Annotated in this window: 24 protein-coding genes; 6 read left to right on the plus strand and 18 right to left on the minus strand. The window is 33.7% G+C overall.

The annotated features are described in order from the left end of the window. Positions 1 to 236 precede the first annotated feature (236 nt). From Q1V95_RS01735 to Q1V95_RS01775, 9 genes are read right to left on the minus strand one after another with little or no spacing between them, the layout of a single operon-like run. On the minus strand, positions 237 to 932 hold the full coding sequence (locus tag Q1V95_RS01735) for a hypothetical protein (protein ID WP_300669621.1): 696 nt from the start codon (positions 930 to 932) through the stop codon (positions 237 to 239). Positions 933 to 942: 10 nt separating this feature from the next. Next, entirely contained in the window at positions 943 to 1,308 is a 366-nt protein-coding gene (locus Q1V95_RS01740) for a hypothetical protein (protein ID WP_300669623.1), read from the minus strand. A gap of 24 nt (positions 1,309 to 1,332) precedes the next feature. Beyond that, on the minus strand, positions 1,333 to 1,908 hold the full coding sequence (locus Q1V95_RS01745; protein ID WP_300669626.1) for a hypothetical protein: 576 nt from the start codon (positions 1,906 to 1,908) through the stop codon (positions 1,333 to 1,335). A gap of 35 nt (positions 1,909 to 1,943) precedes the next feature. After that, positions 1,944 to 2,543, minus strand: coding sequence for a hypothetical protein (locus Q1V95_RS01750; protein ID WP_300669628.1), 600 nt, complete (start codon positions 2,541 to 2,543; stop codon positions 1,944 to 1,946). Positions 2,544 to 2,571: 28 nt separating this feature from the next. Next, complete coding sequence (locus Q1V95_RS01755) at positions 2,572 to 3,102, minus strand: DUF4303 domain-containing protein (RefSeq protein WP_300669630.1); 531 nt, start codon at positions 3,100 to 3,102, stop codon at positions 2,572 to 2,574. 27 nt (positions 3,103 to 3,129) lie between these two features. Next, positions 3,130 to 4,374, minus strand: a complete 1,245-nt coding sequence (locus Q1V95_RS01760; protein ID WP_300669632.1) for a hypothetical protein — start codon at positions 4,372 to 4,374, stop codon at positions 3,130 to 3,132. A 30-nt stretch (positions 4,375 to 4,404) separates the two neighbouring features. Beyond that, positions 4,405 to 5,163 carry a hypothetical protein gene (locus tag Q1V95_RS01765; RefSeq protein ID WP_300669634.1) on the minus strand — a complete coding sequence of 253 codons (759 nt, stop codon included), beginning with the start codon at positions 5,161 to 5,163 and terminating at the stop codon, positions 4,405 to 4,407. A gap of 12 nt (positions 5,164 to 5,175) precedes the next feature. Further along, positions 5,176 to 5,940, minus strand: coding sequence for a hypothetical protein (locus Q1V95_RS01770; RefSeq protein WP_300669636.1), 765 nt, complete (start codon positions 5,938 to 5,940; stop codon positions 5,176 to 5,178). A gap of 15 nt (positions 5,941 to 5,955) precedes the next feature. Then, a complete protein-coding gene (locus Q1V95_RS01775; RefSeq protein ID WP_300669638.1) occupies positions 5,956 to 6,687 on the minus strand; it encodes a hypothetical protein in 732 nt (243 codons plus the stop codon). A 276-nt stretch (positions 6,688 to 6,963) separates the two neighbouring features. On the opposite strand from Q1V95_RS01775, the gene Q1V95_RS01780 reads away from it, so the two are divergent. From Q1V95_RS01780 to Q1V95_RS01795, 4 genes are all read left to right on the plus strand, one after another. Then, positions 6,964 to 8,400: an MFS transporter gene (locus tag Q1V95_RS01780; protein WP_300669671.1), complete on the plus strand. Its 1,437-nt coding sequence runs from the start codon at positions 6,964 to 6,966 to the stop codon at positions 8,398 to 8,400. A gap of 291 nt (positions 8,401 to 8,691) precedes the next feature. Then, the gene (locus tag Q1V95_RS01785) at positions 8,692 to 9,621 is read left to right on the plus strand and encodes a mevalonate kinase (RefSeq protein WP_300669640.1); all 930 of its coding nucleotides are present in this window, start codon (positions 8,692 to 8,694) and stop codon (positions 9,619 to 9,621) included. A 6-nt stretch (positions 9,622 to 9,627) separates the two neighbouring features. Then, positions 9,628 to 10,551: a geranylgeranylglycerol-phosphate geranylgeranyltransferase gene (locus Q1V95_RS01790; protein WP_300669642.1), complete on the plus strand. Its 924-nt coding sequence runs from the start codon at positions 9,628 to 9,630 to the stop codon at positions 10,549 to 10,551. Between the two features lie 65 nt (positions 10,552 to 10,616). Next, positions 10,617 to 11,645 carry a pseudouridine synthase gene (locus Q1V95_RS01795; RefSeq protein ID WP_300669644.1) on the plus strand — a complete coding sequence of 343 codons (1,029 nt, stop codon included), beginning with the start codon at positions 10,617 to 10,619 and terminating at the stop codon, positions 11,643 to 11,645. Positions 11,646 to 11,693: 48 nt separating this feature from the next. On the opposite strand, the gene Q1V95_RS01800 is transcribed toward Q1V95_RS01795, so the two are convergent. Both Q1V95_RS01800 and pncA read right to left on the minus strand, forming a co-directional pair. Then, on the minus strand, positions 11,694 to 12,248 hold the full coding sequence (locus Q1V95_RS01800; protein WP_300669646.1) for a hypothetical protein: 555 nt from the start codon (positions 12,246 to 12,248) through the stop codon (positions 11,694 to 11,696). 92 nt (positions 12,249 to 12,340) lie between these two features. Beyond that, positions 12,341 to 12,946 carry a bifunctional nicotinamidase/pyrazinamidase gene (gene pncA, locus Q1V95_RS01805; protein WP_300669648.1) on the minus strand — a complete coding sequence of 202 codons (606 nt, stop codon included), beginning with the start codon at positions 12,944 to 12,946 and terminating at the stop codon, positions 12,341 to 12,343. A 168-nt stretch (positions 12,947 to 13,114) separates the two neighbouring features. On the opposite strand from pncA, the gene Q1V95_RS01810 reads away from it, so the two are divergent. Beyond that, the gene (locus tag Q1V95_RS01810) at positions 13,115 to 13,705 is read left to right on the plus strand and encodes a Crp/Fnr family transcriptional regulator (protein ID WP_300669650.1); all 591 of its coding nucleotides are present in this window, start codon (positions 13,115 to 13,117) and stop codon (positions 13,703 to 13,705) included. Positions 13,706 to 13,759: 54 nt separating this feature from the next. Here Q1V95_RS01810 and Q1V95_RS01815 read toward each other — a convergent pair whose 3' ends face one another. The 6 genes from Q1V95_RS01815 to Q1V95_RS01840 all read right to left on the minus strand — a co-directional run bounded on the left by Q1V95_RS01815 (position 13,760) and on the right by Q1V95_RS01840 (position 19,835). Next, positions 13,760 to 15,301: an acyl-CoA carboxylase subunit beta gene (locus Q1V95_RS01815; RefSeq protein WP_300669652.1), complete on the minus strand. Its 1,542-nt coding sequence runs from the start codon at positions 15,299 to 15,301 to the stop codon at positions 13,760 to 13,762. A gap of 8 nt (positions 15,302 to 15,309) precedes the next feature. Next, on the minus strand, positions 15,310 to 16,755 hold the full coding sequence (gene accC, locus Q1V95_RS01820; protein WP_300669654.1) for an acetyl-CoA carboxylase biotin carboxylase subunit: 1,446 nt from the start codon (positions 16,753 to 16,755) through the stop codon (positions 15,310 to 15,312). A gap of 14 nt (positions 16,756 to 16,769) precedes the next feature. After that, complete coding sequence (locus Q1V95_RS01825) at positions 16,770 to 17,255, minus strand: acetyl-CoA carboxylase biotin carboxyl carrier protein subunit (RefSeq protein ID WP_300669655.1); 486 nt, start codon at positions 17,253 to 17,255, stop codon at positions 16,770 to 16,772. Positions 17,256 to 17,281: 26 nt separating this feature from the next. Next, entirely contained in the window at positions 17,282 to 17,941 is a 660-nt protein-coding gene (locus tag Q1V95_RS01830) for a 3-oxoacid CoA-transferase subunit B (protein WP_300669657.1), read from the minus strand. 92 nt (positions 17,942 to 18,033) lie between these two features. Next, entirely contained in the window at positions 18,034 to 19,461 is a 1,428-nt protein-coding gene (locus Q1V95_RS01835; RefSeq protein ID WP_300669659.1) for a M56 family metallopeptidase, read from the minus strand. Further along, complete coding sequence (locus Q1V95_RS01840; protein ID WP_300669664.1) at positions 19,458 to 19,835, minus strand: BlaI/MecI/CopY family transcriptional regulator; 378 nt, start codon at positions 19,833 to 19,835, stop codon at positions 19,458 to 19,460. Before Q1V95_RS01840 ends, Q1V95_RS01835 begins: the two co-directional genes overlap by 4 nt. A gap of 88 nt (positions 19,836 to 19,923) precedes the next feature. On the opposite strand from Q1V95_RS01840, the gene Q1V95_RS01845 reads away from it, so the two are divergent. Then, entirely contained in the window at positions 19,924 to 20,373 is a 450-nt protein-coding gene (locus Q1V95_RS01845) for a GNAT family N-acetyltransferase (protein WP_300669667.1), read from the plus strand. A gap of 50 nt (positions 20,374 to 20,423) precedes the next feature. Here Q1V95_RS01845 and Q1V95_RS01850 read toward each other — a convergent pair whose 3' ends face one another. Further along, the gene (locus Q1V95_RS01850) at positions 20,424 to 21,431 is read right to left on the minus strand and encodes a DUF2268 domain-containing putative Zn-dependent protease (RefSeq protein ID WP_300669669.1); all 1,008 of its coding nucleotides are present in this window, start codon (positions 21,429 to 21,431) and stop codon (positions 20,424 to 20,426) included. Positions 21,432 to 21,578: the final 147 nt, after the last annotated feature.

A 21,578-nucleotide genomic window follows, 5' to 3' on the forward strand; every position in this document is an offset into this window, starting at 1 on the left:
TATGAGAGTATTTTCTCTAAATCATAAAATTAAGCATAATTAAAACCAAACCCAAAATGAAAAATGTAATCCTAAAAGCTGTCCTTCCAAACCAAAAACCTATTGGATTTTTATCTAAGTTTTTGGCATTATGCGTCTCATGAAATTCAATAAGACCAATAATTCCTTTTTCAACAAATAACAAAACAAAAAAGCTGAATTAGCATTTTTACTAATCTTTTCTTTTAAAAATGATATTATTTCTCCTTCCTTTCTATCAATTTCCCTTTCTCATCATAGTATTCCCAAGTGCCGACTTCCACACCTTCAAAAAAGCTTCCCGTCCGCTCCAATTTTCCGTTAAGATGATATTCTTCAAAATAGACAGTTAGTTTTCCGTCTGTGCTGTAATCATTTTTTTCTTTCTTCCAAGGTGTGCCATCATCACGATACCAGTCTGTACTCAAATTTCTATCGTTGCCGTATGTTGCAACTATTGAGCGTTTACCGTTTTCATGAAAATATTCCCATTTTCCGACGCGCATTCCTTTTTTGTAAAAACCAATATATTCTAGTTTTCCGTTACTGTAAAAGCTTTTCTGCATCCCGTCAAAACTTCCATTTACAAAATTTTGAATTTTCCAAGGTTGTCCATTCTCGTGATAAGAGAGGCTGGTTCCTAAAAAATATCCGTTTTGCGAAGTTGAAACTTGATGTTTTTTTCCATTTTTCCAAAAGGATTGCGCAAAAACTTTGTCACCATCATAAGTTTCAATGCGCTCAATATTACCTTCTTCATAATAATATTTCCATTCTCCAACAGCTTTTCCATTGGCATCAAATTGTCCACTTTCTTCAAGTTTTCCGTTGCTGTAATATCTTTTATGATCCTTTTGCGCGAAGGCTAAAGATTTAAAACTAAGTACTAAAAAAATGAAAATAAGTTTTTTCATAATATTGAGATTAATCAAAATTTTCCCATTCGCCATTTTGGAAATCATATTTTGCGAACTCCCCTGTATCTGTAAATTCGGAGGCTGTCATGCCTACTTCAAAAATAGAATTGTCATTCCAACTAGTTGTGAAAAATAAGGCTTCTTTTGTCAAAAGTGCAGTCCCGAAATCTTCATCTGGATGACTAAATGTTATTTGGTCGTTCGTTTGGTCGACTACATTGTATTCATAATTTTCGAGTCTATTTTTTAAATCTTGAAATTGTTTTTCTGTAAAAGAAACCAAATTCGCTTCATTCTCAAAAAAGTTCTCATCTTCTGATTTTTCTTCTTGTAATTTGGTTTCGATGCGGTATAATGCAATGTCGTAGCTCATTGTTTTGTGTGTTTAGGTTGGAAATTATAGATTTACAATATAAATGCAAATGCCGATTAGTAAAGTAACGGCGATTATTAAAGAAATATATGGTATTAGCGAAAGTATTTTTAGAAGTATGTCTAAGCTTGTGGTCTGTTTTTTCGTATTTAGTTTTTCGTTTAGATAATCATTAATGCGTTTGTAACTTTGAGAATCTAAGTCACTTTTGGTGTCAAAATCTTGCCAAGTTAACAAGGAACAAAATTGGGCATTTTTAGATTTTAACCTCAGAATGTAACCAGCTTTTTTATTGATAAATCGATAACAATTGTAATTTTCGATTTCGTCGTAAGTGCTTTTGAAAATCGAGTTTTCATTTTTAGAAATTTCAAGGCTTTGGTCTGCGAAAGACAGTTCAATTACTTTGGAACATTTTTTAACGATTAAATAATTAATGATTCCTAATATCGAAACAGCTGCAATTACAGAAAAGCTTTGTGTGGTCGTATTCTGTATTCCATAAGCATATTTAACAATGAAAAATAAAGGCACAACAACTGCGAAAAAGTTAATGATAAACACTTTCCAAGAGACAGATCTTATTTTTATTTTTTGCATTTTCTTTGTTTAATATTTTTAGAAAAAGATGAAATTTACTTAATCCAAAATAGAAAGTAAACTAAAAACAGAACAAGCGCAATCAAACTAAAAGCTACCATAATATAAGACAATTTGCTCGCCGAAAATAGAATTACCGCGTCAATATTGGTTTTTGAAACTTTGTTTGCTAGCTTTTTTTTTAATTCTGAATCTAAGTTTTGCTTAAGTATATTGTCATTTTCGCTTTCTTGAAAACTATTAAGCCCACCAAGCCAATAAAAGTTGTTCTTGCCGTTGATATTTATCCTCAGAATATCTAACATCGCTTTTGCGGTATAAGAAAAGTAATAGTCGTCGATATTATCACTGAGAATATTGGTAGTAATCCCTGATTTTAAATCCATGATTTGGATTGAATCATTTTTAATATTAATGCTAATTTTTTTTGAAAAATAAACATTAATCCCGACAATAATTAATACAGAAACTGTCAAAATAAAGATAAGATTATAAGTTTGCTGTGTCGTATTTGCGAAAATCGAGTAGTGCTGTTCGCTAAATATAAAGCAGATTAAACTTGCAAAAAATATAAGCAGACTAATCGTCCAAACTTTAATACTATACTGTCGAAACTGAAATTTCTGTTCTGTCATAAATCTTCCAAAAAATGTTTACGCAATCTTACCAACTCTTCATCCAAGCGAGATATTCGTCTTTGTAAGAGTTGTCGTTTAGCTTTTCAACAATTGCCTTGATGTCTTTTTTCTTAAAATCGTAATCAGAAATCGTAAAGAACAAAAAGATGTCTTTGCCAATAATTTTCTGGAAGAAATTTTCGCTTTTCAACTTTTCTAAAACGTCGATGCAAGTGTCAAAAAGGCTTTTTTGAAAGTGATCAAACCAAGCTTCGTTCTCTTCGTTAGCATAAAGTTCGTCTCGCAAATCTTTACAAATCTTATTGAATTCATCATTTGCGCCTTGCATTTCGTATTTCCATTCGGCGGGTTCAAATTTGTAATATTCTTGCTCGTCATCATTCGCGTGAGCTTCCAAAGCCGTCAATGTATTGGTAGATGGACAAACCGTCATCGCACCTTCGTCGCTGTACAATGCAAACGCGTAAATATTTTCGCTGCCGTGCAGTTCGTGCATTTCGATAAAAGCTTTTTTGGTAGCGTCTTCAATTTGTTGTTTTAAAATTTCAAAATCCATTTATTTTGTGTTTTGCTAAGTGAAAATCTATTTATTTTCTAATTTAGAGATAATTGAGTTTAGTTTTTCATCAGAAAAGTCTCCAGCTATTCGAAGTAAGCCGCCAGGTATTTCCGACTGAATATATGGCTCCGAGATAATTTCTTTATCGATCACAATGGCAACTGGTTTATTAACATTGTTTCTGGTAAGTTCGGCGAATTTTGTTGCTCCCGCTGGCGTTAGCTTAATTTCAATTTCGTAACCACCAAGGTCTGCAACAACTTTATAAACCGAAGAAATATCGGAAGTTGTTAAACTCGGTGTTTTTGCTAAATTGAATTTTTTAGGATCATAATCCGCTTCATTGAAGTTGGTAACCGTGTAGAAACCATTTGGACGATCAACTTTGGGAAGAATTTCTTTTTTTTCAGTCAAATCATCTTTATCGTTGTCATCCTTTTCTCCTTCGCAATTGGCTGTGAAAAGTGGTTTTAATTTGGGTTTTGAATAAACAATTAGTTTTTTATCATAAGTGGATGGGATAGGAGTTCCTAAATTTCGTCTCAATTCATATTGCTCCAATTGCACCAAATTACGCTGAATCGCTTTTTCAAGTTCGGGCGTTATTTCTTCTCGCTCAAGACTTTTTTCGAAATAAGATAACTGATAAGTTTTTGCTTTTTTAACCAAGCTTAAACTCATTTCTGGAAAAATATTTTCAGGATTGAAAAAGATTTGATAACTGTTGAATTTGTTGTTTAAAGCAAAAGTGTAGCTCAAAGCTTTATAAGGATATTTGGTTTTCATGCTTTTAAAACTTGGATTCGTGGGAATACTAATTGTAAGCCATTTGTCATCCTTGTTTGCTCTTTTTATGACATAATTGTTACCAATACAGTTGGGAAATGGATTGAATACAGGTTGCAAATCTTTAGACCGTAGCGTGTCTTTGGCAAACTGAATAAATGCCTCGGCGTCATGTATTCCATAAACGTCTACTGCGATGCCATTGTTATTTTTGTTAGTTTTTCCGTATAATAGAATTGGTCCTGCATTCGGTTTGGTCTCAGTTAATTGAATGGAATTGGCGTCTACTTCTTTCCATGTTCCTTTTTTAACACCACCAAAATAGACCAAAATGAAGTCATGATTTGCTCTGACAATCAATTGAGAATTTGGCGTATCGACGCCTCCATCGTGCAAGTTGTATAAGCCAACAAATTGCGCTTGGACATTTGTAAAGATTAACAGAAGAATTAAAAAGAGGAAGTAGGTTTTGTTTAATTTCATTTTGTTTGTGCTTGTATTTTTTAAACTAATTTAGTTTTGGTTTTCGCTTGTCCACGTTGTCGAAAGTAAATCGAAGCGTTTTTTATCTGGATTAAAGCGATATGTGAGCGTATTTCCTAACAAACAATTTTTATTCTCTTTTTCGGACAGACTTGTATTTGAAATTTTAATAATCGATTTGTCGGAGAAATCATAAGCGAACGAAATAGCATTATCTTCTAACATTTCTTTACAAGGCAAATTGTTTTTATTCACCAATAAATTATTAAAAGAATCTGCGTTAAGGACTTTCGAAAGTTCAATACTTTGAAGTTTCGAATTTGAATATTCAAAAGCTTTTATCGTGTTGCCGTCGCCAACAATATCGTCCGTTATTGCGATGTATTGATCGATTGCAATTTTATAAATAGCCAATGTCCAAACGCCGTCGACAACCTGAATTTGGATGCTATTTGGTCCTGCAAAATTAAAACTTTGGAAATTTGGATGTTTGGACGGAACTTTATTATTGGTTTTTATGTAATCGACAAAACTTTTGCGATCTGCTTCTGTCCATCCCCAGCTATCCATCGTGTTTTTCGGTAATAAACACAAAATATCAAATAGATTTTTGTGTTCATTGTAAAGCTCCGAATTTTGCTTTTCAGTAATATCGGTTTGAATAGAATCTTTTTTAATTTCTAAATTTTCACTTGCGGTTTTCGATTTTTCATCAAGTTTTTTATCACAAGCCTGAAACCCAAAACATAAGACCGCTACAACGGAAATTTTAATTATTTTTTTAATCATTTACTTTTACGTTTAATCAATTTTTGCAGAAAAATAGCTGTAATATTTTACCTCTTTTCCATTATCATTATTTTCGGATTTATAAGCTTTTATCACAAAATTATGGTCGTCTCGCCATCTAATTTCTTCGATAGAAAAACCATTTTCAGTAAAGCAGCTCGCATATTCTTTTAAGAATGTTTTGGGATTATTTTTGTCATTAACTTTCAGTACGACAATACTTAAGTTTTGAGATTCGTATTCAGGGTCTTGAAAATAAACCAAAAACTGATTATTGGGCGATGCCAGTGGAACCGAACCACACCAGTCACTTAGCGAAATGATTTTGTATTTAAAACCAGTTGTTTTGTTAATCAAATCAATGTCCGCAAAACCCAAATTATCTGAAACGGTATTATTCTGGACAGCAAATAAATCAAAAGTCGAGTTGTAACCGAGATATTCGCTTCCATCAAAATCATTTTCAGAGTTTGTTTCGTAATTTTTAAACTTTACTTTTTTGCCAGCAATTTGTAAATAGAAATTTTGCTTATCGTTTTCGATTTTATCTTTAATAAACGTTGTTGCTGATTTTAATTTCTTAAAATCATCTTCAGAAGCCGCTTCTAATTTAAATTTTGGAAGTTTTTCAAAACTGTCATAGTATCCAATTTCGATGCTGTCACCAACTTTTTTAGAATCTTGACTTTCTATAATTTTGCTTTCAATTTTGGTTGTATGTTTATCATTGCAAGAATACATCGTTACCAAAAGTAGGGGAATTGTAAGGTATTTCATGTTGTGTTTTTAAAATTAGTAATATTCGTAATACCTAAAGGCAACAGCTACCAGATTTGTTTCGGCTTTATCATCATAGATGTAGATAAGGCTTGGATTGCCAAATTTGTCTTGTTTTTTGATTACTTCAATTTGGTAAGATTCATTTGGTTTTTCGCCAATATATTCAATTGTTTTTGTGAGTCTTTTTGTGATGATATTATTTTTCAATATATCAGTATAGTCTGAGTCATAAAGTACTTTACCACCAGCTTTTAATTTGGAATTTTTTAAAAGAAAATTTTCATCCAAACTAATTTCTGTTGTGTGAGTATTGTTCCCAATATTAATGATATCATAGTGATAATCGTCTTTCCAGATATATTTGAACTTCTCGGAAAGCATTTCTTTTCGATCACTAAAATTGGTATTTTCAGTATACGAAAAATCTTTACCATCTATCGTGTAGACAATTTCGTCTTTTGTAACAGTGGTTGTTGGATTGGGTTTAAAAAAACGAAGATACTTTTCAATGTTTCCACTTCGCGAAAAAGTTGTTGTTGTCTTTCTTGAATAACCCAGAGTATCTGTTGGGATTTTAGAATTATCAATATCCACAATATAAACTTCAGCTTTTTTTGGAGAGCCTTTTATTCCATATTCTTTAACCTGAGAGTAGCCTTTTGATATTTTTTGTGCTTGATAAATATGTGCTGAAAACGCAGAAATAATAAACAAAATAAAATGAGTTACTTTTTGTGTTTTCATTTGTTTCAATTTTCGAAAGATGTGGGAATTGATGATGCTTTTCTTCATTTTTCTAATTTAGCAAAAAAATAATTTTAAAATAGAGGCTTTGCGAAATTCTCTTCATAAGTTTTAACATTTCGAAATAATTCTTGACGCGAAGTTTCAAAATTCTGCATTTGTAGCATAAATGAAAGAAAATTAATCATTCTAAAGTTTGATTTCTCAACATTAATTTTATATTTGTTCTAACATTTGAAATCTTAAAACGTGAGTATCAAAAATAATCCAAAAATAATGAAGGCTTGGGCTCTGTACGACTGGGCCAATTCTGTATATTCTTTAGTAATTACCTCGACGATTTTCCCAATTTACTTTTCCATTTTAACAACAGCACGCGAAACGCGAATGTATGTTGAATCTACAGGAAAATGGATTGATGTGCCTGTGAGGCACATGATCAAAATATTCGGTCGCGAATACCAACCCGACGCAGTCTATGGTTATTCTTTGACGTTGTCGTTTGTAATCGTTGTTTTGCTCTCACCAATTCTGTCTTCGTTGGCAGATACCATCGGGAACAAAAAATCATTCTTGCAATTCTTCTGTTATCTAGGAGCAACATCTTGTATGGGATTGGCGATGTTTACAGGGATGGGAACGGTTTGGCTAGGACTATTGTTTAGTGTTACTGCGAGTGTCGGTTTCTGGGGAAGTTTGGTGTTTTACAATTCATTTTTGCCAGATATTGCAACACCTGACAAGCAAGATGCCTTGTCAGCGAAAGGCTATGTCTATGGTTATATTGGTTCTGTAATTTTGGTAATTATTTGTTTGGTTTTAATTCAAGTTTTAGCAAAAGATGCTGATCAAGCAAAGCTTTATACAAGAATTAGCTTTTTGTTAACTGGTGCTTGGTGGTTTGGATTTTCACAATACACGTTTAAGCATTTGCCACAGTTCGGTAATGTTAAAGATCAACTTCCAAAAGATTTGGTGTTGTTAAACCACAAAAACCTTTTCAAAAGCCATAAAAATAATGGTGGTTTTTTCTTTGTATTAAAAAAGAATATTACGTTTTATAAAGATATTGGTAAAGAAAGTTTTAGAGAATTGTTTAAGGTTGGAAATCATCTTTTTAGAGATGCGAATCTTAAGTATTTTCTATCGAGTTTCTTTTTCTTTAGTGTTGGGATGCAAACGATTTTCTTAATGGCAACACTTTTTGGTAAATCGGAAATTAATCTGGCACAAGATAAATTGATTTTGACTTTGCTGGTTATCCAGATTGAAGCGATTATTGGAGCGTTAATTTTTTCAAGATTATCAAAGAAAATTGGTAACAAAAATGTGATTTCGATTTGTATTGTTTTGTGGATTGTAGCTTGTCTTTCGGCTTATTATCTTAATAAAGAAAATCCAAATGTCGAGTATCAATTCTATGGTGTAGCGTCGATTGTAGGTCTTGTTATGGGCGGATTGCAGGCGATGTCTCGATCAACTTATTCTAAGTTGTTGCCACAAGACGGTATGGAAAACACAACCTATTTTAGTTTTTATGATGTTTTAGAAAAATTAGCAATTATTTTGGGAACTTTCATTTTTGCAACTTTAATTGATCATTTCAATAATATGCGTTATGCTGCTTTATCTATGACCATTTTCTTTGCGATAGGATTGATTTTAATTCGTTTTTTAAAGACGGATGTCAACAAAGAGAAAGTAAATTCTTAGAGACTGATTAAATTTTATTGGTAAAATTTTCATAGCTATTTTGAGATGAATTTTTTATTTCATGTTTGAAGATTTAGCGGGCTAAATCAAAAATGAGAAGTAAAAAATTGGCTTAAAAGAGCATTAAAATTTAGCAAAGAACATTTGCATAGGTTAAAAATGTATTTCGGTAAAATTTTTAATCAGGCTCTAAATGTTAATTTTATTTAAAATTTCGGCATTTAATTTGTTGATACTGTAATGGAAAATATTTTGTAAATTTGCAGTATAAAAACACAAAAACATAAGTTAATGACCAACCCTTTATTTTATGCTAAAATTATTCTTTTTGGAGAATATGGAATGATTGAGAACTCACAAGGTCTTGTTGTTCCTTACAGCTTTTATAAAGGAACTTTGAAGTTTTCTGAATTGACTTCGGAGTTCGAAAAAAAATCAAATCAACATTTACAAAAATATGCTGACTTCTTGGCAACGCTTAATTTGCCAGGAAATTTCAAACTAAACATCGATGCTTTCAAAAAGGATATTTCTTCGGGATTATTCTTTGACTCTAATATTCCGCAAGGATATGGAGTTGGAAGTTCTGGTGCTTTGGTTGCTGCAATTTTTGAAAAATATTCATTAGAAAAACTTAGTCCAGATACGATCTCTAAGGATAATCTAAAACAGCTAAAAGCTATTTTTGGCGAAATGGAAAGTTATTTCCATGGAAAAAGTTCGGGGATGGATCCTTTGATTTGTTATATGAATCTTCCAATCCTTATCGAGAATAGAGAAAATCTAGACAAAGTCGCAATCCCTGATAATGCGACGGAAGGTAAAGGTGCAGTATTTTTGATTGACTCTGGAATTACGGGCGAAACAGGTCCTATGATTCAGATTTTCTTTGAAAAAATGAAAACTGAAGGTTTCAGAAAAACAATGAAAGAAGAGTTTATCCGTTATAATAATGCTTGTATCGAAGCTTTTCTGAAAAAAGATATGAATCCCTTTTTCAGAAATCTTAAGAAGCTTTCGGTTTGGGCTTATGACCACTTCAAACCAATGATTCCTGAAAGTATTTATAACATTTGGAAAAAGGGAATCGACAGCAATGCTTACTACCTGAAACTTTGTGGAAGTGGCGGTGGAGGCTACATTTTAGGATTTACAAAAGACTACGAAAAAGCTGAAAAAATGCTTTCTGGCTTCCAGAAAGAAGTGATATACAGATTTTAATTTTGCATGAGTCAAAACATTGAAAAACGTAACAAAAATTTCGCCTATCGATTTAATCAATTGATGGGCTTTATTTTAGGCGCACGTTTTTTTGTGGTGGCTTTATTGGCTTTTGCATTGTATGTTTCGACTTTCTTTTTGTTTAATCGTGAAGAATCCTTTAAGGTTTTTGTTTTCGATTATCATGCACATTTAATTATTCTTTGTTCGGTACTCAGTATCTTGGCAGGTGGTATTATCAACCAATTTTACGATCAAGAAAAAGATAAGGTTACCAAACCTTTCCGCAGTAGAATTCAATCTTTTTTAAAACAAAAATATTTTCTTTACGCTTATATTTTCCTTAATGCCTTATGCTTAAGCATTGCCTTTAGCCAATCTTGGAATGTTTTTATATTCTTCTTGGTCTATCAATTCCTAATGTGGTTTTATAGTCATAAATTAAGTAAAATTTTAATTGTCAATAATTTAACCTTTGTTGGGTTAACGATGTATCCATTTTTTGGAATGTTGGTGTATTACAAAACCTTTACTTTGAAAGTCTTTTTTATGGCAATTTTTCTTTTTCTAATGTTGATGATTATCGATATGGTGAAAGATCTTTTAACAAAAAATGCTGACAAAATATTTGGCTACAAAACAATAGCAAATAGCTTTAGTTCAACTACAGCAAGACAAATTATCATTACATTTTGTCTGCTTGCATTTGTAGTTTCGTTGATTATTATAAAAGGTATTGGACTTCATAGCATTATGTCTTTCTATTTTTTAGGAGGCTTAATTGTTCTTTTATTATGTGTTTTTTGGATGCTTCGAAATCGCAAAAATGACAAACTCACTACCTTAAGTGTTCTAAAGTTTTGGATTTTTGTAGGTATACTCGCGATGTTATTTGATGGTATCTATAATAAGTTCAGTTGGGCAATCTAGTATAAGCACAAAAAGGCTTTTCAATATTGTTTTAAAAAAGTCTATCTTTGCAAAAATTTTAAAACATGAGCAGAAACGAGAGAAATTCTTCAGACAGAAATAAAAAGACCGGAAATTTTGGAGGGAGAAAGTCTTCTGAAAATTCGCGTGGCTCAAGAAGTGGATCTAGCAGTACTTCTGGAACAGGAGGATCTTTTGGCGGATCTAACAAATTTGGAAAACCAAAAACAAAACGAGGACGCGACTTCGATTCTAGAGATAAGTACGAAGGTGGCGAGAGAAAATTTGGTCCCAAAAGACCATTTAATAGAAGCGAGGAAGAAGGCGAACGCGTTAAATCGTATATTCAAAAAAGGAAACTTGATAAATTAGCGAAAGCACCAAAAGAGACGATTCGTCTTAACAAGTACATCGCTAATTCAGGGATTTGTAGTAGGAGAGAAGCGGATGAACTTATCACACAAGGTTTGGTGGAAGTTAATGGTGTTGTCGTTACGGAAATGGGTTATCAGGTTCAGAAAACCGACCGCGTTGTGTTTGATGGACAAGGTATTACACCAGAAAAGCCTGTGTATGTTGTTCTTAACAAGCCAAAAGGTTATATTTCTACAACCAAAGATGAGAAGGCTAGAAAGACCGTAATGGATCTTGTAGCGAATGCGTCGCCATATAGATTGTTCCCAGTTGGACGATTGGATCGCCAAACGACTGGTGTTATTTTGTTGACGAATGATGGTCACATGACGAAGAAGTTAACGCATCCATCATTTAATATGAAGAAAATATATCATGTTACTTTGGATAGAAAATTATCAATTGAAGATTTGCATGCTATTGGAGACGGAATTCGTCTAGAAGAAGGTGTTGCTGAAGTTGACAGCATTTCTTTTATTGAAGGAAAACCAAAGAATGAGATTGGTATCGAAATCCATATTGGCTGGAATCGTGTTGTAAGACGTATTTTCCAAAAGCTAGGCTACGAAGTAGAATCTTTGGATCGCGTGATGTTTGCAGGTCTTACAAAGAAAAACATCAAACGTGGACATTGGAGAATTCTTACAGAACTAGAAGTTAACAATTTGAAAATGTTATAAAATAAAAGAGAGCTAAACTTTAGCTCTCTTTTTTTATTAAGTTTTGGTTTAGAAAATATAAGACAATCCGCCTTGGATAAAGCCTCTTGTACCAATACTTGGTTCTACAAATACGCCAAAATTGCCTCCATATCTCACACCAATCGGCATAATGTTAAAAGCAAAAAATGTGTCATTGTTTTTCTGAACAGTGTTGGAAGAGTCAACATAATCGAGATCTCTAAACAATGCTCCTGCAGAAATGCCAGAATAAAAACGCCATTTTTTATCAGCATCGGACCAGAAGTAATCTATTTTTGGTAAAATGGAAAAATAAGATTGTTTTTTGTAGCTCGATTTTGTCTCGTTGAAGGATTCTAGGTTGGCTTCGATACCATAACGCCATTTCATGTTCTGGCTGTAAGTTGTCACAGCAACTGTAAAAACACCATTGCTTTCGGGCATAACAGCTTCACTCGTAAAGATGGCATTGCCAATTCCTTTTAGCAGCGAATCTGCTTCACCAAATAAAGAAGCGCTTCCATAACCTGCTGAGATTTCAAACTTTTGGGCATTCGACATCGAGAGGCTACAAAATGCAGCCATAATGAATAATTTTTTCATGGTTAAATAGTTTTAAAAGTTTTTCGTTACAAAAATAAAAAAAAACTGCTCTAAAAAAAGCAGTTTTGATAATATTTGAATAACAAATTGGTTTATCCTAAAATGGTCACTCGGTTTTCTACTAAATCGTAGATTGCATTTTTAGCATTTTCTGGTTTTACATTAACAGCTTTGGTGCCGTTGAAGTGTACACAAGTCACAAAGCCTTCTTTAACTGAATCTAGGGCTGTAAACTTCACGCAGTAATCTAATGCCAAACCAACAATCTCCACAAGTTGAATATCATGGTATTTGAGATAGTCTGCAAGACCAGTTTTCATAAAATGGTTATTATCTTGGAAGCCACTGTAGCTGTCAATCTCTGCATTGGTACCTTTCTGGATAATTTTTGTTGCTTTGGAAATATTTAGATCTTTATGAAACTCTGCGCCAAAAGTACCTTGTACACAATGGTCTGGCCACATAAACTGAGGAACACTGTTTAAGATAATACTTTCTCCAACCTGACGACCATTATTACTTGCAAAAGATTTGTGATTTGCTGGATGCCAATCTTGGGTCAAAATAATTTCGTCATATTGATTATCTTCCATCAAAAGGTTAACATAAGGGATAATATCGTTAGCATTTGGCACAGCTAAAGCGCCACCTTCGCAAAAGTCATTCTGAATATCAACAACGATAAGTGCTTTTTTCATAAAAATATATTTATTACAAATTTATACTAAATTAAGTAGTTCTCCTAGCTTGTTGCAGTAATTATACCAATTAATAAAGAGGTACAAATTGTCATATTTTAGTTGCTAACAATCTTAGGTAAATGTGAAATAGAATTAGTATTTTTAAATTTCAAAAATATACGACAAATGGTAAGTAATTTTCACAAGCACCTTTCGGAGATTTTAGAAATTCCAGAAGAAAGTGTTACTCTATGTTCGACGCATTATCAGGTAAAACATTTCAAAAAGGGAAGTGTTTTGGTAAGAGAAGGCGATATTAATAACGAACGTTATTTTGTGGAAAAAGGCTTACTAAGAATGTATTCCATTGATAAAATTGGTAAAGAGCATGTGATTCAATTTGCGCCAGAAGGTTGGATTATTTCTGATTCTACTAGCCAAATGCTTAATGAAAAGTCTCGTTTCTATATCGAAGCGATTGAAGATTCGGAGGTTGTTGTAATGGCTGATGATTTTTTGTTTAAACTAGCAGAATTGCATCCACAAGTTGCAGAACGAAATCAAATGTTAATGTTTAATCATATTAAAAATTTACAAAATCGTGTCAATGCTTTGATTAGCACAACTGCTGAAGAACGCTATATGGATTTTCTGAAAAAATATCCGAATATCATGTTGCGTGTGCCACAATGGATGGTCGCTTCTTATCTAGGAATTACGCCAGAAAGTCTTAGTCGTGTCCGAAAAGAATTGGCAAAGAAGAATTTTGAAGTATAAATAAATTTTAAAACAAATAAAAAATCCTGAGCATTGCACTCAGGATTTTGTTTATTATAACGGGATGTTACCGTGTTTTCTGTTTGGTCTTTCAACGAATTTGTTTTCCAACATCGCGAAAGCTTTTATTAGTTTTCGACGGGTATCTTCTGGGAAAATAACTTCATCAATAAAGCCTCGTTGCGCTGCTGTGTAAGGATTTGCAAATTTCTCTGCATATTCCGCTTCTTTTTCAGCAAGTTTCGCGGCAGGATCTGCGGCTTCCGAAATTTCTCTTTTAAAAATAATTTCTGAGGCTCCTTTTGCACCCATTACAGCAATCTCAGCAGATGGCCAAGCGAAGTTCATGTCAGCGCCGATATGTTTAGAGTTCATAACGTCATAAGCGCCACCATAAGCTTTTCTAGTAATAACAGTCACTTTTGGAACGGTTGCCTCTGACAAGGCGTACAATAATTTGGCACCATGTGTGATGATACCATTCCATTCTTGATCCGTACCTGGTAAGAAACCAGGAACATCCACCAATACTAACAACGGAATATTGAAAGCATCACAAAAACGTGTAAATCTCGCTGCTTTTATAGACGAGTTAACATCTAGACAGCCAGCCAAGAACATTGGATTGTTGGCTACAATACCAACACTTCTACCAGCGATTCTTGCAAAACCTACCACAATGTTTTCAGCATAGTTTTTATGAATTTCAAAAAACGAATCTTCATCAATTAAATGATTGATGACGTCATGCATATCATAAGGCTTGTTGGCATTATCTGGGATAATGTTCTTAAGGTCTTCACGAAGCTCGTTACCAATTTCGTAAGGCAATTGCTGTGTAACTTCTTGGTTGTTTTGAGGAAGATAACTTAATAAAGTTTTTACATCTTCAAGACATTCAACATCGTTAGCAGAAGTTGTATGTGCAACACCAGACTTTGTAGAGTGTGTCGAAGCACCACCTAATTCTTCAGAAGTTACTGTTTCGTTGGTTACTGTTTTAACAACGTTGGGTCCAGTTACAAACATATAAGAAGTGTTCTCCACCATCATTGTGAAATCCGTCATAGCAGGAGAATAAACTGCACCACCAGCGCAAGGTCCCATAATGGCAGAAATCTGAGGAATAACACCAGAAGCTTGTACATTTCTAAAGAAAATATCTGCGTAACCGCCCAAAGATCTTACACCTTCTTGGATACGCGCACCTCCAGAGTCATTAAGTCCAACCATTGGTGCACCAACTTTAACAGCCATATCCATCACTTTGCAAATTTTCTCTGCATGGGTTTCGGACAAAGCACCACCAAATACTGTGAAATCTTGAGCAAAAGCATAAGTCAAACGACCGTTAACCGTTCCATAGCCTGTGATAACACCATCGCCAAGATAATATTCTTTATCCATACCAAAATCCTTGGTACGGTGTGTAATGAATGCACCAATTTCTTCAAAAGAACCTTCGTCAAAGAAATATTCGATACGTTCTCTTGCGCTTAATTTTTTCTTAGCGTGTTGCGTTGCAATTCTTTTTTCGCCACCGCCCAGTTTAGACTCCGCTATTTTTTTATTTAAAAGGTCTATTTTATTTTCCATGATTTGATTTAGAATTGATTAGGAACACGCAATAATTTTTGATCCTCAAGATATTTTTTCAAAGCGATTAATGCTGCAACTTCAGCTTCTTTAGCTTGGTTTTCAACAATAATTTCTGGACTGTAATATTTTTTAACAAAATTAGTGTCAAAATTTCCAGAACGGAAAGCTTCATGATCGAACACAAAACTACCGAAAGGCAGAGTAGTGCTAACACCTTCAACTTTGTAATCTTGGATCGCTTCTAGCATTTTTTCAATTGCTTCGTTACGATCTTTACCATGAACGATTAATTTTGCTAGCATTGGATCGTAATAAATCGGAACATCCATACCTTCCGCAAAACCATCATCAACACGTACACCATCACCAACAGGAGGTTGATAGGTTGTTAAAGTCCCAACGCTTGGCAGGAAATCATTCAGTGGATCTTCTGCATAAACACGAAGTTCTAGTGCGTGACCGTCAATTTTTAAATCTTCTTGTTTTATTGGTAAAGCTTCGCCACGAGCAACACGAATTTGCAATTCTACCAAATCCATTCCGGTAATCATTTCGGTTACAGGATGTTCCACTTGTAGACGCGTGTTCATCTCTAGGAAATAGAAGTTTTTGTTTTCATCCAAAAGGAATTCCACAGTACCAGCACCTAGATAATCACAAGATTTTGCCACTTTAACAGCAGCTTCTCCCATAGCTTTTCTAATTTCAGGTGTCAAAACCGCAGATGGCGCTTCTTCAACAACCTTTTGGTGGCGACGTTGCACAGAACATTCTCTTTCGAATAAATAAAGAATATTACCATGATCGTCTGCCATAACTTGGATTTCGATATGCTTTGGTGAACCAACATATTTTTCGATAAATACAGAGCCATCTCCAAAAGCTGAAGTCGCTTCGGAAATAGCACGTTGCATTTGAGACTCGAATTCGCCTTCGTTTTCTACAACACGCATACCTTTTCCACCACCACCAGCAGAAGCTTTAATCAAAATGGGGAAACCAATTTCAACGGCAACTTTTTTAGCTTTTTCAACATCAGTGATTGCTTCGTCTAGACCAGGAACCATTGGGATGTCATAAGCTTTAACCGCTTCTTTAGCAGCCAACTTACTTCCCATAATATGGATCGCTTTGGAACGTGGACCGATGAACGTAATATTATTAGCTTCGGCTTTTTCTGCAAACTCTGCATTTTCTGACAAGAAGCCATAACCAGGATGGATTCCGTCAACACCTAATTCCTTACAAACTTCAATGATTTTATCACCTAATAAATAAGACTGATTGGAAGGCGCTTCACCAACGCAAACCGCTTCGTCAGCAAATTTAACATGAGGAGATTCTCTATCTGCAACAGAGAAAACAGCAACGGTTTTAATACCCATTTTCTTAGCTGTTTTCATCACTCTTAATGCTATTTCTCCTCGATTTGCTACGAGTATTTTTTTCATTTTATGATTAGATTTTATTCGAACTCGATTAATAATTGTCCTTTGTCAACTGCTTGACCTTTTTCTACCGCAATAGATTTAATAACACCTTGTCTCGGCGAGTAGAAGCTGTTTTCCATTTTCATCGCTTCAAGAATTAGAAGACTGTCACCTTCGTTAACTTCTTGTCCAACTGCAACAGAAATTTCCAAAATCAGTCCTGGCATTGGCGCTTTAATCGCATTAACTTGTTTTGACTTTCCAACTTCGAAGCCCATTTCTTTAATTAGCTTGTCCAAATCGTTTTGGATATCAACTTCATAAAGATTGTTGTTAACGCTAACAGTGTACTTTTTTTGATTAAAATCGGCATCAACAACTTCTGCTTGGTAAGACTTGTTATGATGCAGAATGTGATAATTTTCGTTATCCAAAGTCACAGCATCAATTGCATGGATTTGGTCCTCTGTCAATGTAAAGTCATAGCTTTTGTTAACAGAAGCATTAAAAGTTTTTCCCATTGATATTATATGGATTTATTTAAAATTTAAAATGTCATTTCAGGAGCGTTGTCGTCCGCAATTAATTTGCCAGCCGTTGCTTTTTTGATGTCGTCAACACTAACGCCTGGTGCTCTTTCTATTAGTTTGAAACCTCCTTCTGGTAGAACCTCGTAAACGCCCAATTCGGTAACAATTTTTTTAATACACTTAACACCAGTTAAAGGCAAAGTACATTCTGATAACAATTTGCTTTCACCGTGTTTGTTAACTTGTTGCATCGCTACAATAATGTTCTTCGCCGAAGCTACCAAATCCATTGCGCCGCCCATTCCTTTTACCATTTTGCCAGGAATTTTCCAGTTGGCGATATCACCATTTTCGGAAACTTCCATTGCACCAAGTATCGTTAAATCTACTTTTTGTGCACGAATCATCCCAAAACTCATCGCTGAGTCGAATACTGCAGAACCAGGTAAAGTTGTGATGGTTTGTTTTCCTGCATTGATAAGATCTGGATCTTCTTCGCCTTCGATAGGGAAAGGTCCCATCCCTAGAAGTCCATTTTCGGATTGTAGAACTACATTAATCCCTTCTGGAATATAATTGGCAACCAAAGTTGGAATACCAATTCCTAAATTAACATACGAATTATTCTTGATTTCCTTTGCTATACGCTGGGCAATTTGCTCTTTTGTAAGACTCATTATTTACGAATTAATATGCTTTAAAGTTAAGATATTTTTGTTTTAAAAATGCTTAAAAAATGAAAAAAGAGCCGTGTTGGGCTCTTTTCTTATTATTTTGTTCGTTTAGGTTTTACAGGAGTTGGTGGCGGTGGTGGCGGTGGCGGAACATTTTCGTGACCATCAAACTCCATTACAATAGGAATTCTATAAAATGAAGCAACATCTTTACCATCTTTTTGTGCTGGTGTCCAAGTCGTATTTTGTAATATTTTGGTGAGAGAACGTTCTACTTCTTCCGAGAAGACTTTATTTTGTCCAGAGACTTTCATGCCTACAAGATTTCCTTTTGCATCGATGTTGACAAGACAATTGGCTTTTAGCGTGCCATAGACGTTATCAAATTTGTCCAAGTTAATTTCGTTTGCGATTGCTTGTCTTAGTTCCAACATTCCTCCAGGATATTCCGCTACTTTGTCTGGCCAATCTGCCGTTGATTTGTCAGTGCTTTTATCTGCCATTGGTGGTGGAGCATAGTAGTCATGTTTTTTAATCGTGTCACCAACTTTTTGCATTGTTAACTTTTCCGTGGTTGGAAATTCTTTCGCAATGTTTTCTGTCAGATTTTCATTTTTGTTGATAGAGCTGGACTTTTCATTACTTTTTTCTAAAGTTGAATCATTGACAACAATTGGCGTTTTAACCTTTTCGGCAAAGAAAAAAGCGACGCCACACGTGAAGAGAACAGAGCCTAAAACCCGAATAGTCAAGCTCTTGTTTTTGTTAGTATTCATCATAATAAATCTTTTTTTGGTGTTATTGTTTCTTTTAAATGTCTGTGTTAAAGGCAAGAAATTATAAGTAACCTCTTGGTAAATTAGTTTTTGATAATCTTGAGGCGATTTTTGTTTTAAAACTTCTTCGTCTGCCAAAAACTCGTGGTTGGTTGCAATAGCATTTTTGAAAAAGTATATAGCTGGATTTAGCCAAAACAAAGCTTTTAGAATTTCAATTAATAAAATATCAAAACTGTGTTTTTGAGAAATATGCGCTTGTTCGTGAATTAAAATACTGTCGTCAATCTCATTGTTTTCAAAACGTTGACGATTTAGGTAGATTCGATTCAGAAAGCTAAATGCCGTAATTTTTTCTTCTAAAAGTGAAATGTTGTAGGTTTTAAAAGTGATGTTTTTTGCTATTCTATTATTAAATAAAATCTGCCCAATTTGGAAAACTAATTTTAAAACCAAAATCCCAGCTACCACAAAGTATAGGTAGGTTAAAATCTGAATAACATCAAACTTAGGAACTTCATTAATAACTTGAGATTCAACGTTGGATGTTCCTAAACTCAAATGAGATGCTTTCACGTAATAAGTTCCAAATGGAATTTCTAAAAACGGAATTCCCAAACTAAATCCTAAACTTAGTAGCAAAAAGAATCTTTTGAAATGATGATTCTTTTGATTTTCTAAAACCAAATAATAAAAAATAATGAGCAAAATGCTTATTGCAACATATTTTATGTAAAACGGAATCATGACTTTGGATTTTCGATTTGTTGGTCAATCATATCGCGCAATTCTTTTAATTCGTTTTGGCTAAGCTTTGCATTTTGCGTGAAAAACGATGCAAATTGACTCACAGAATTATCAAAAAAATTGTGAATCATGCTTTTCATTTCAGAAGAAAAATATTGCTCTTTATCAATCTTAGGAAAATATTCCCGCGAATTTCCAAACAATTCGTAGCCGACAAAATCTTTGTTTTGCATCCTTTTTAACAAAGTTGCAATGGTTGTTGTTGCAGGTTTGGGCTCTGGATAAGCATCGATAATATCTTTCATAAAGGCTTTTTCCTTTTCCCAAAGAACTTGCATCACATCTTTTTCTGCTTCGGTTAATTTAGCGTTCATTCTACAAATAATTAGTTAACTCTACAAATGTAGAATTTATTTTCAAACCAGCAAATATTTAATAACTAACTTTGTGAAAAATTATGAAATGGATTTGAAGATAGACAAACTGAATTTGGATGAAATAGCTTTGATAATGCCGATGATGAAAGACTTTTATGAAATTGATGGCTATCCTTTTGATACCGAAACGACGCAAAAGAATTTTGAAATCTTTGTAGAAAGCCCAAATCTTGGTCAATGTTTTTTGTTGAAAAATGACGAAAATCTTGTTGTAGGTTATATGATTCTCAATTATTTATTCTCTTTTGAATTTGGCGGAATGATGTGCTTTTTGGATGAATTGTATATAAAACCTGAAGCTCAAGGAAAAAAATATGGAGGCAAAGCTGTCGCATTTGCGCAAGAGTTTGCAAAGAAACAAAACCTGAAAATGATGTTCCTCGAAATCGAAAATCATAACGAACGCGCGATTCATCTTTATCAAAAACTAGGTTTCAAAATGCATAAACGCAGCATTATGACCTACGAACCCTAAACAAAAAAGTTTCAACAATTGTTGAAACTTTTTTATTTAAACTGTTGATGCTATAACTTCTCAAGGTATTTTTCATAATCACTTTTTTCCAAAACTTGCTTGGCTGTCAAATTATAAATGTCTTTCCAAGAATCTTTGCCGTGTTTTTTAACATAAGTCGAGATAATCCTAAAACCTAACCAATAATTGAGCGATTTTGGAGCGTCCGGAAAAATCTTGTGTTTATCGTTTCTAAGCAAAGGATTGTTCCCAGATTGATCATCAAAATAAACTTTCATTTTGGTGAAAATTTCTTTTTCATTTTTTAAAAACCAATCCCAATTTTCTTTGGTCATATTTTCAACCGCTTCATATTCTGTAATTTTTTTATCAAAGAAAATGTAGGTGAAATAACAAGCAAAACCTTCGTCAATAGACTGTGCTAGCGCCGAATTTTTGTCAACATCATTGTTTCGAAATTTCTCGTATACTAAATGATTAAGCTCGTGAGGCAATCCTTTTTCCAAAGAATATGCAATGTTAATCGACTTGTTATTGAGCTCCAAAGCAAATTGATCGGCTTCGCAACCACCAAATCCAATTCCTGTAATTGGTGTGAAAATCAAACTGATTTTGGCACTTGGCTGGTAAGGCACAAGTTTGCTAAATTTTTTGAGATTTGTTTTTAGTAATTTATTGAGGTCGAATTTTGTAATTGTATTTGCTTGGTCAATAAACTCTGATTTGTTTTTATTAAACAAAGTTTTGTTCCAATTAATCATGCCTTCTTCGTTGTTGAAATGTTTGGCATTTTCATCTCCAAAAATCTGAGCATAACAACTGTCCCAAAGTTTCTGTTGCGGCAGATAGACATTTTTGACAATCATTTCAGGATTGAATTGATTCTCTTTGTGTGCTAAAATTTGATATTTGAATAAATTCTGTACACTAATATTTTGAACATTAATACTGTCCACTATTTTTTCAATTTTTTGATAATCAAAATCTTGCGTTTGTGCATTTATATATGACGTCGAAATTAAACTTAGAATTGCGAAAAATAATTTTTTGTTTCTCATTTTTAAAATGGATCAGTCCTAAAACCAGGGGAGGGTTTTGAAAAAAGCATAAATTTGTGATATGCTAAATGAGACAGAATTACTTAAATTATTACTGCCCGAATACCTAATCAATCACTTTGAGATAGTAAAGTTCGAAGAAAAAGA

It is taken from the genome of Soonwooa sp., from assembly GCF_030151385.1.
In the GTDB taxonomy this organism is placed as follows: Bacteria; Bacteroidota; Bacteroidia; order Flavobacteriales; family Weeksellaceae; genus Soonwooa.

Coding starts and splice junctions, on each gene's coding strand:
- Q1V95_RS01835 (WP_300669659.1), bottom strand. CDS start 19,461: ATGATTCCGTTTTACATAAAATATGTTGCAATAAGCATTTTGCTCATT.
- Q1V95_RS01815 (WP_300669652.1), bottom strand. CDS start 15,301: ATGGAAAATAAAATAGACCTTTTAAATAAAAAAATAGCGGAGTCTAAA.
- Q1V95_RS01795 (WP_300669644.1), top strand. CDS start 10,617: ATGAGCAGAAACGAGAGAAATTCTTCAGACAGAAATAAAAAGACCGGA.
- Q1V95_RS01830 (WP_300669657.1), bottom strand. CDS start 17,941: ATGAGTCTTACAAAAGAGCAAATTGCCCAGCGTATAGCAAAGGAAATC.
- Q1V95_RS01775 (WP_300669638.1), bottom strand. CDS start 6,687: ATGAAAACACAAAAAGTAACTCATTTTATTTTGTTTATTATTTCTGCG.
- Q1V95_RS01845 (WP_300669667.1), top strand. CDS start 19,924: ATGGATTTGAAGATAGACAAACTGAATTTGGATGAAATAGCTTTGATA.
- Q1V95_RS01850 (WP_300669669.1), bottom strand. CDS start 21,431: ATGAGAAACAAAAAATTATTTTTCGCAATTCTAAGTTTAATTTCGACG.
- Q1V95_RS01825 (WP_300669655.1), bottom strand. CDS start 17,255: ATGGGAAAAACTTTTAATGCTTCTGTTAACAAAAGCTATGACTTTACA.
- pncA (WP_300669648.1), bottom strand. CDS start 12,946: ATGAAAAAAGCACTTATCGTTGTTGATATTCAGAATGACTTTTGCGAA.
- Q1V95_RS01735 (WP_300669621.1), bottom strand. CDS start 932: ATGAAAAAACTTATTTTCATTTTTTTAGTACTTAGTTTTAAATCTTTA.
- Q1V95_RS01780 (WP_300669671.1), top strand. CDS start 6,964: ATGAAGGCTTGGGCTCTGTACGACTGGGCCAATTCTGTATATTCTTTA.
- Q1V95_RS01765 (WP_300669634.1), bottom strand. CDS start 5,163: ATGATTAAAAAAATAATTAAAATTTCCGTTGTAGCGGTCTTATGTTTT.
- Q1V95_RS01750 (WP_300669628.1), bottom strand. CDS start 2,543: ATGACAGAACAGAAATTTCAGTTTCGACAGTATAGTATTAAAGTTTGG.
- Q1V95_RS01745 (WP_300669626.1), bottom strand. CDS start 1,908: ATGCAAAAAATAAAAATAAGATCTGTCTCTTGGAAAGTGTTTATCATT.
- Q1V95_RS01740 (WP_300669623.1), bottom strand. CDS start 1,308: ATGAGCTACGACATTGCATTATACCGCATCGAAACCAAATTACAAGAA.
- Q1V95_RS01770 (WP_300669636.1), bottom strand. CDS start 5,940: ATGAAATACCTTACAATTCCCCTACTTTTGGTAACGATGTATTCTTGC.
- Q1V95_RS01800 (WP_300669646.1), bottom strand. CDS start 12,248: ATGAAAAAATTATTCATTATGGCTGCATTTTGTAGCCTCTCGATGTCG.
- Q1V95_RS01760 (WP_300669632.1), bottom strand. CDS start 4,374: ATGAAATTAAACAAAACCTACTTCCTCTTTTTAATTCTTCTGTTAATC.
- Q1V95_RS01755 (WP_300669630.1), bottom strand. CDS start 3,102: ATGGATTTTGAAATTTTAAAACAACAAATTGAAGACGCTACCAAAAAA.
- accC (WP_300669654.1), bottom strand. CDS start 16,755: ATGAAAAAAATACTCGTAGCAAATCGAGGAGAAATAGCATTAAGAGTG.
- Q1V95_RS01785 (WP_300669640.1), top strand. CDS start 8,692: ATGACCAACCCTTTATTTTATGCTAAAATTATTCTTTTTGGAGAATAT.
- Q1V95_RS01810 (WP_300669650.1), top strand. CDS start 13,115: ATGGTAAGTAATTTTCACAAGCACCTTTCGGAGATTTTAGAAATTCCA.
- Q1V95_RS01790 (WP_300669642.1), top strand. CDS start 9,628: ATGAGTCAAAACATTGAAAAACGTAACAAAAATTTCGCCTATCGATTT.
- Q1V95_RS01840 (WP_300669664.1), bottom strand. CDS start 19,835: ATGAACGCTAAATTAACCGAAGCAGAAAAAGATGTGATGCAAGTTCTT.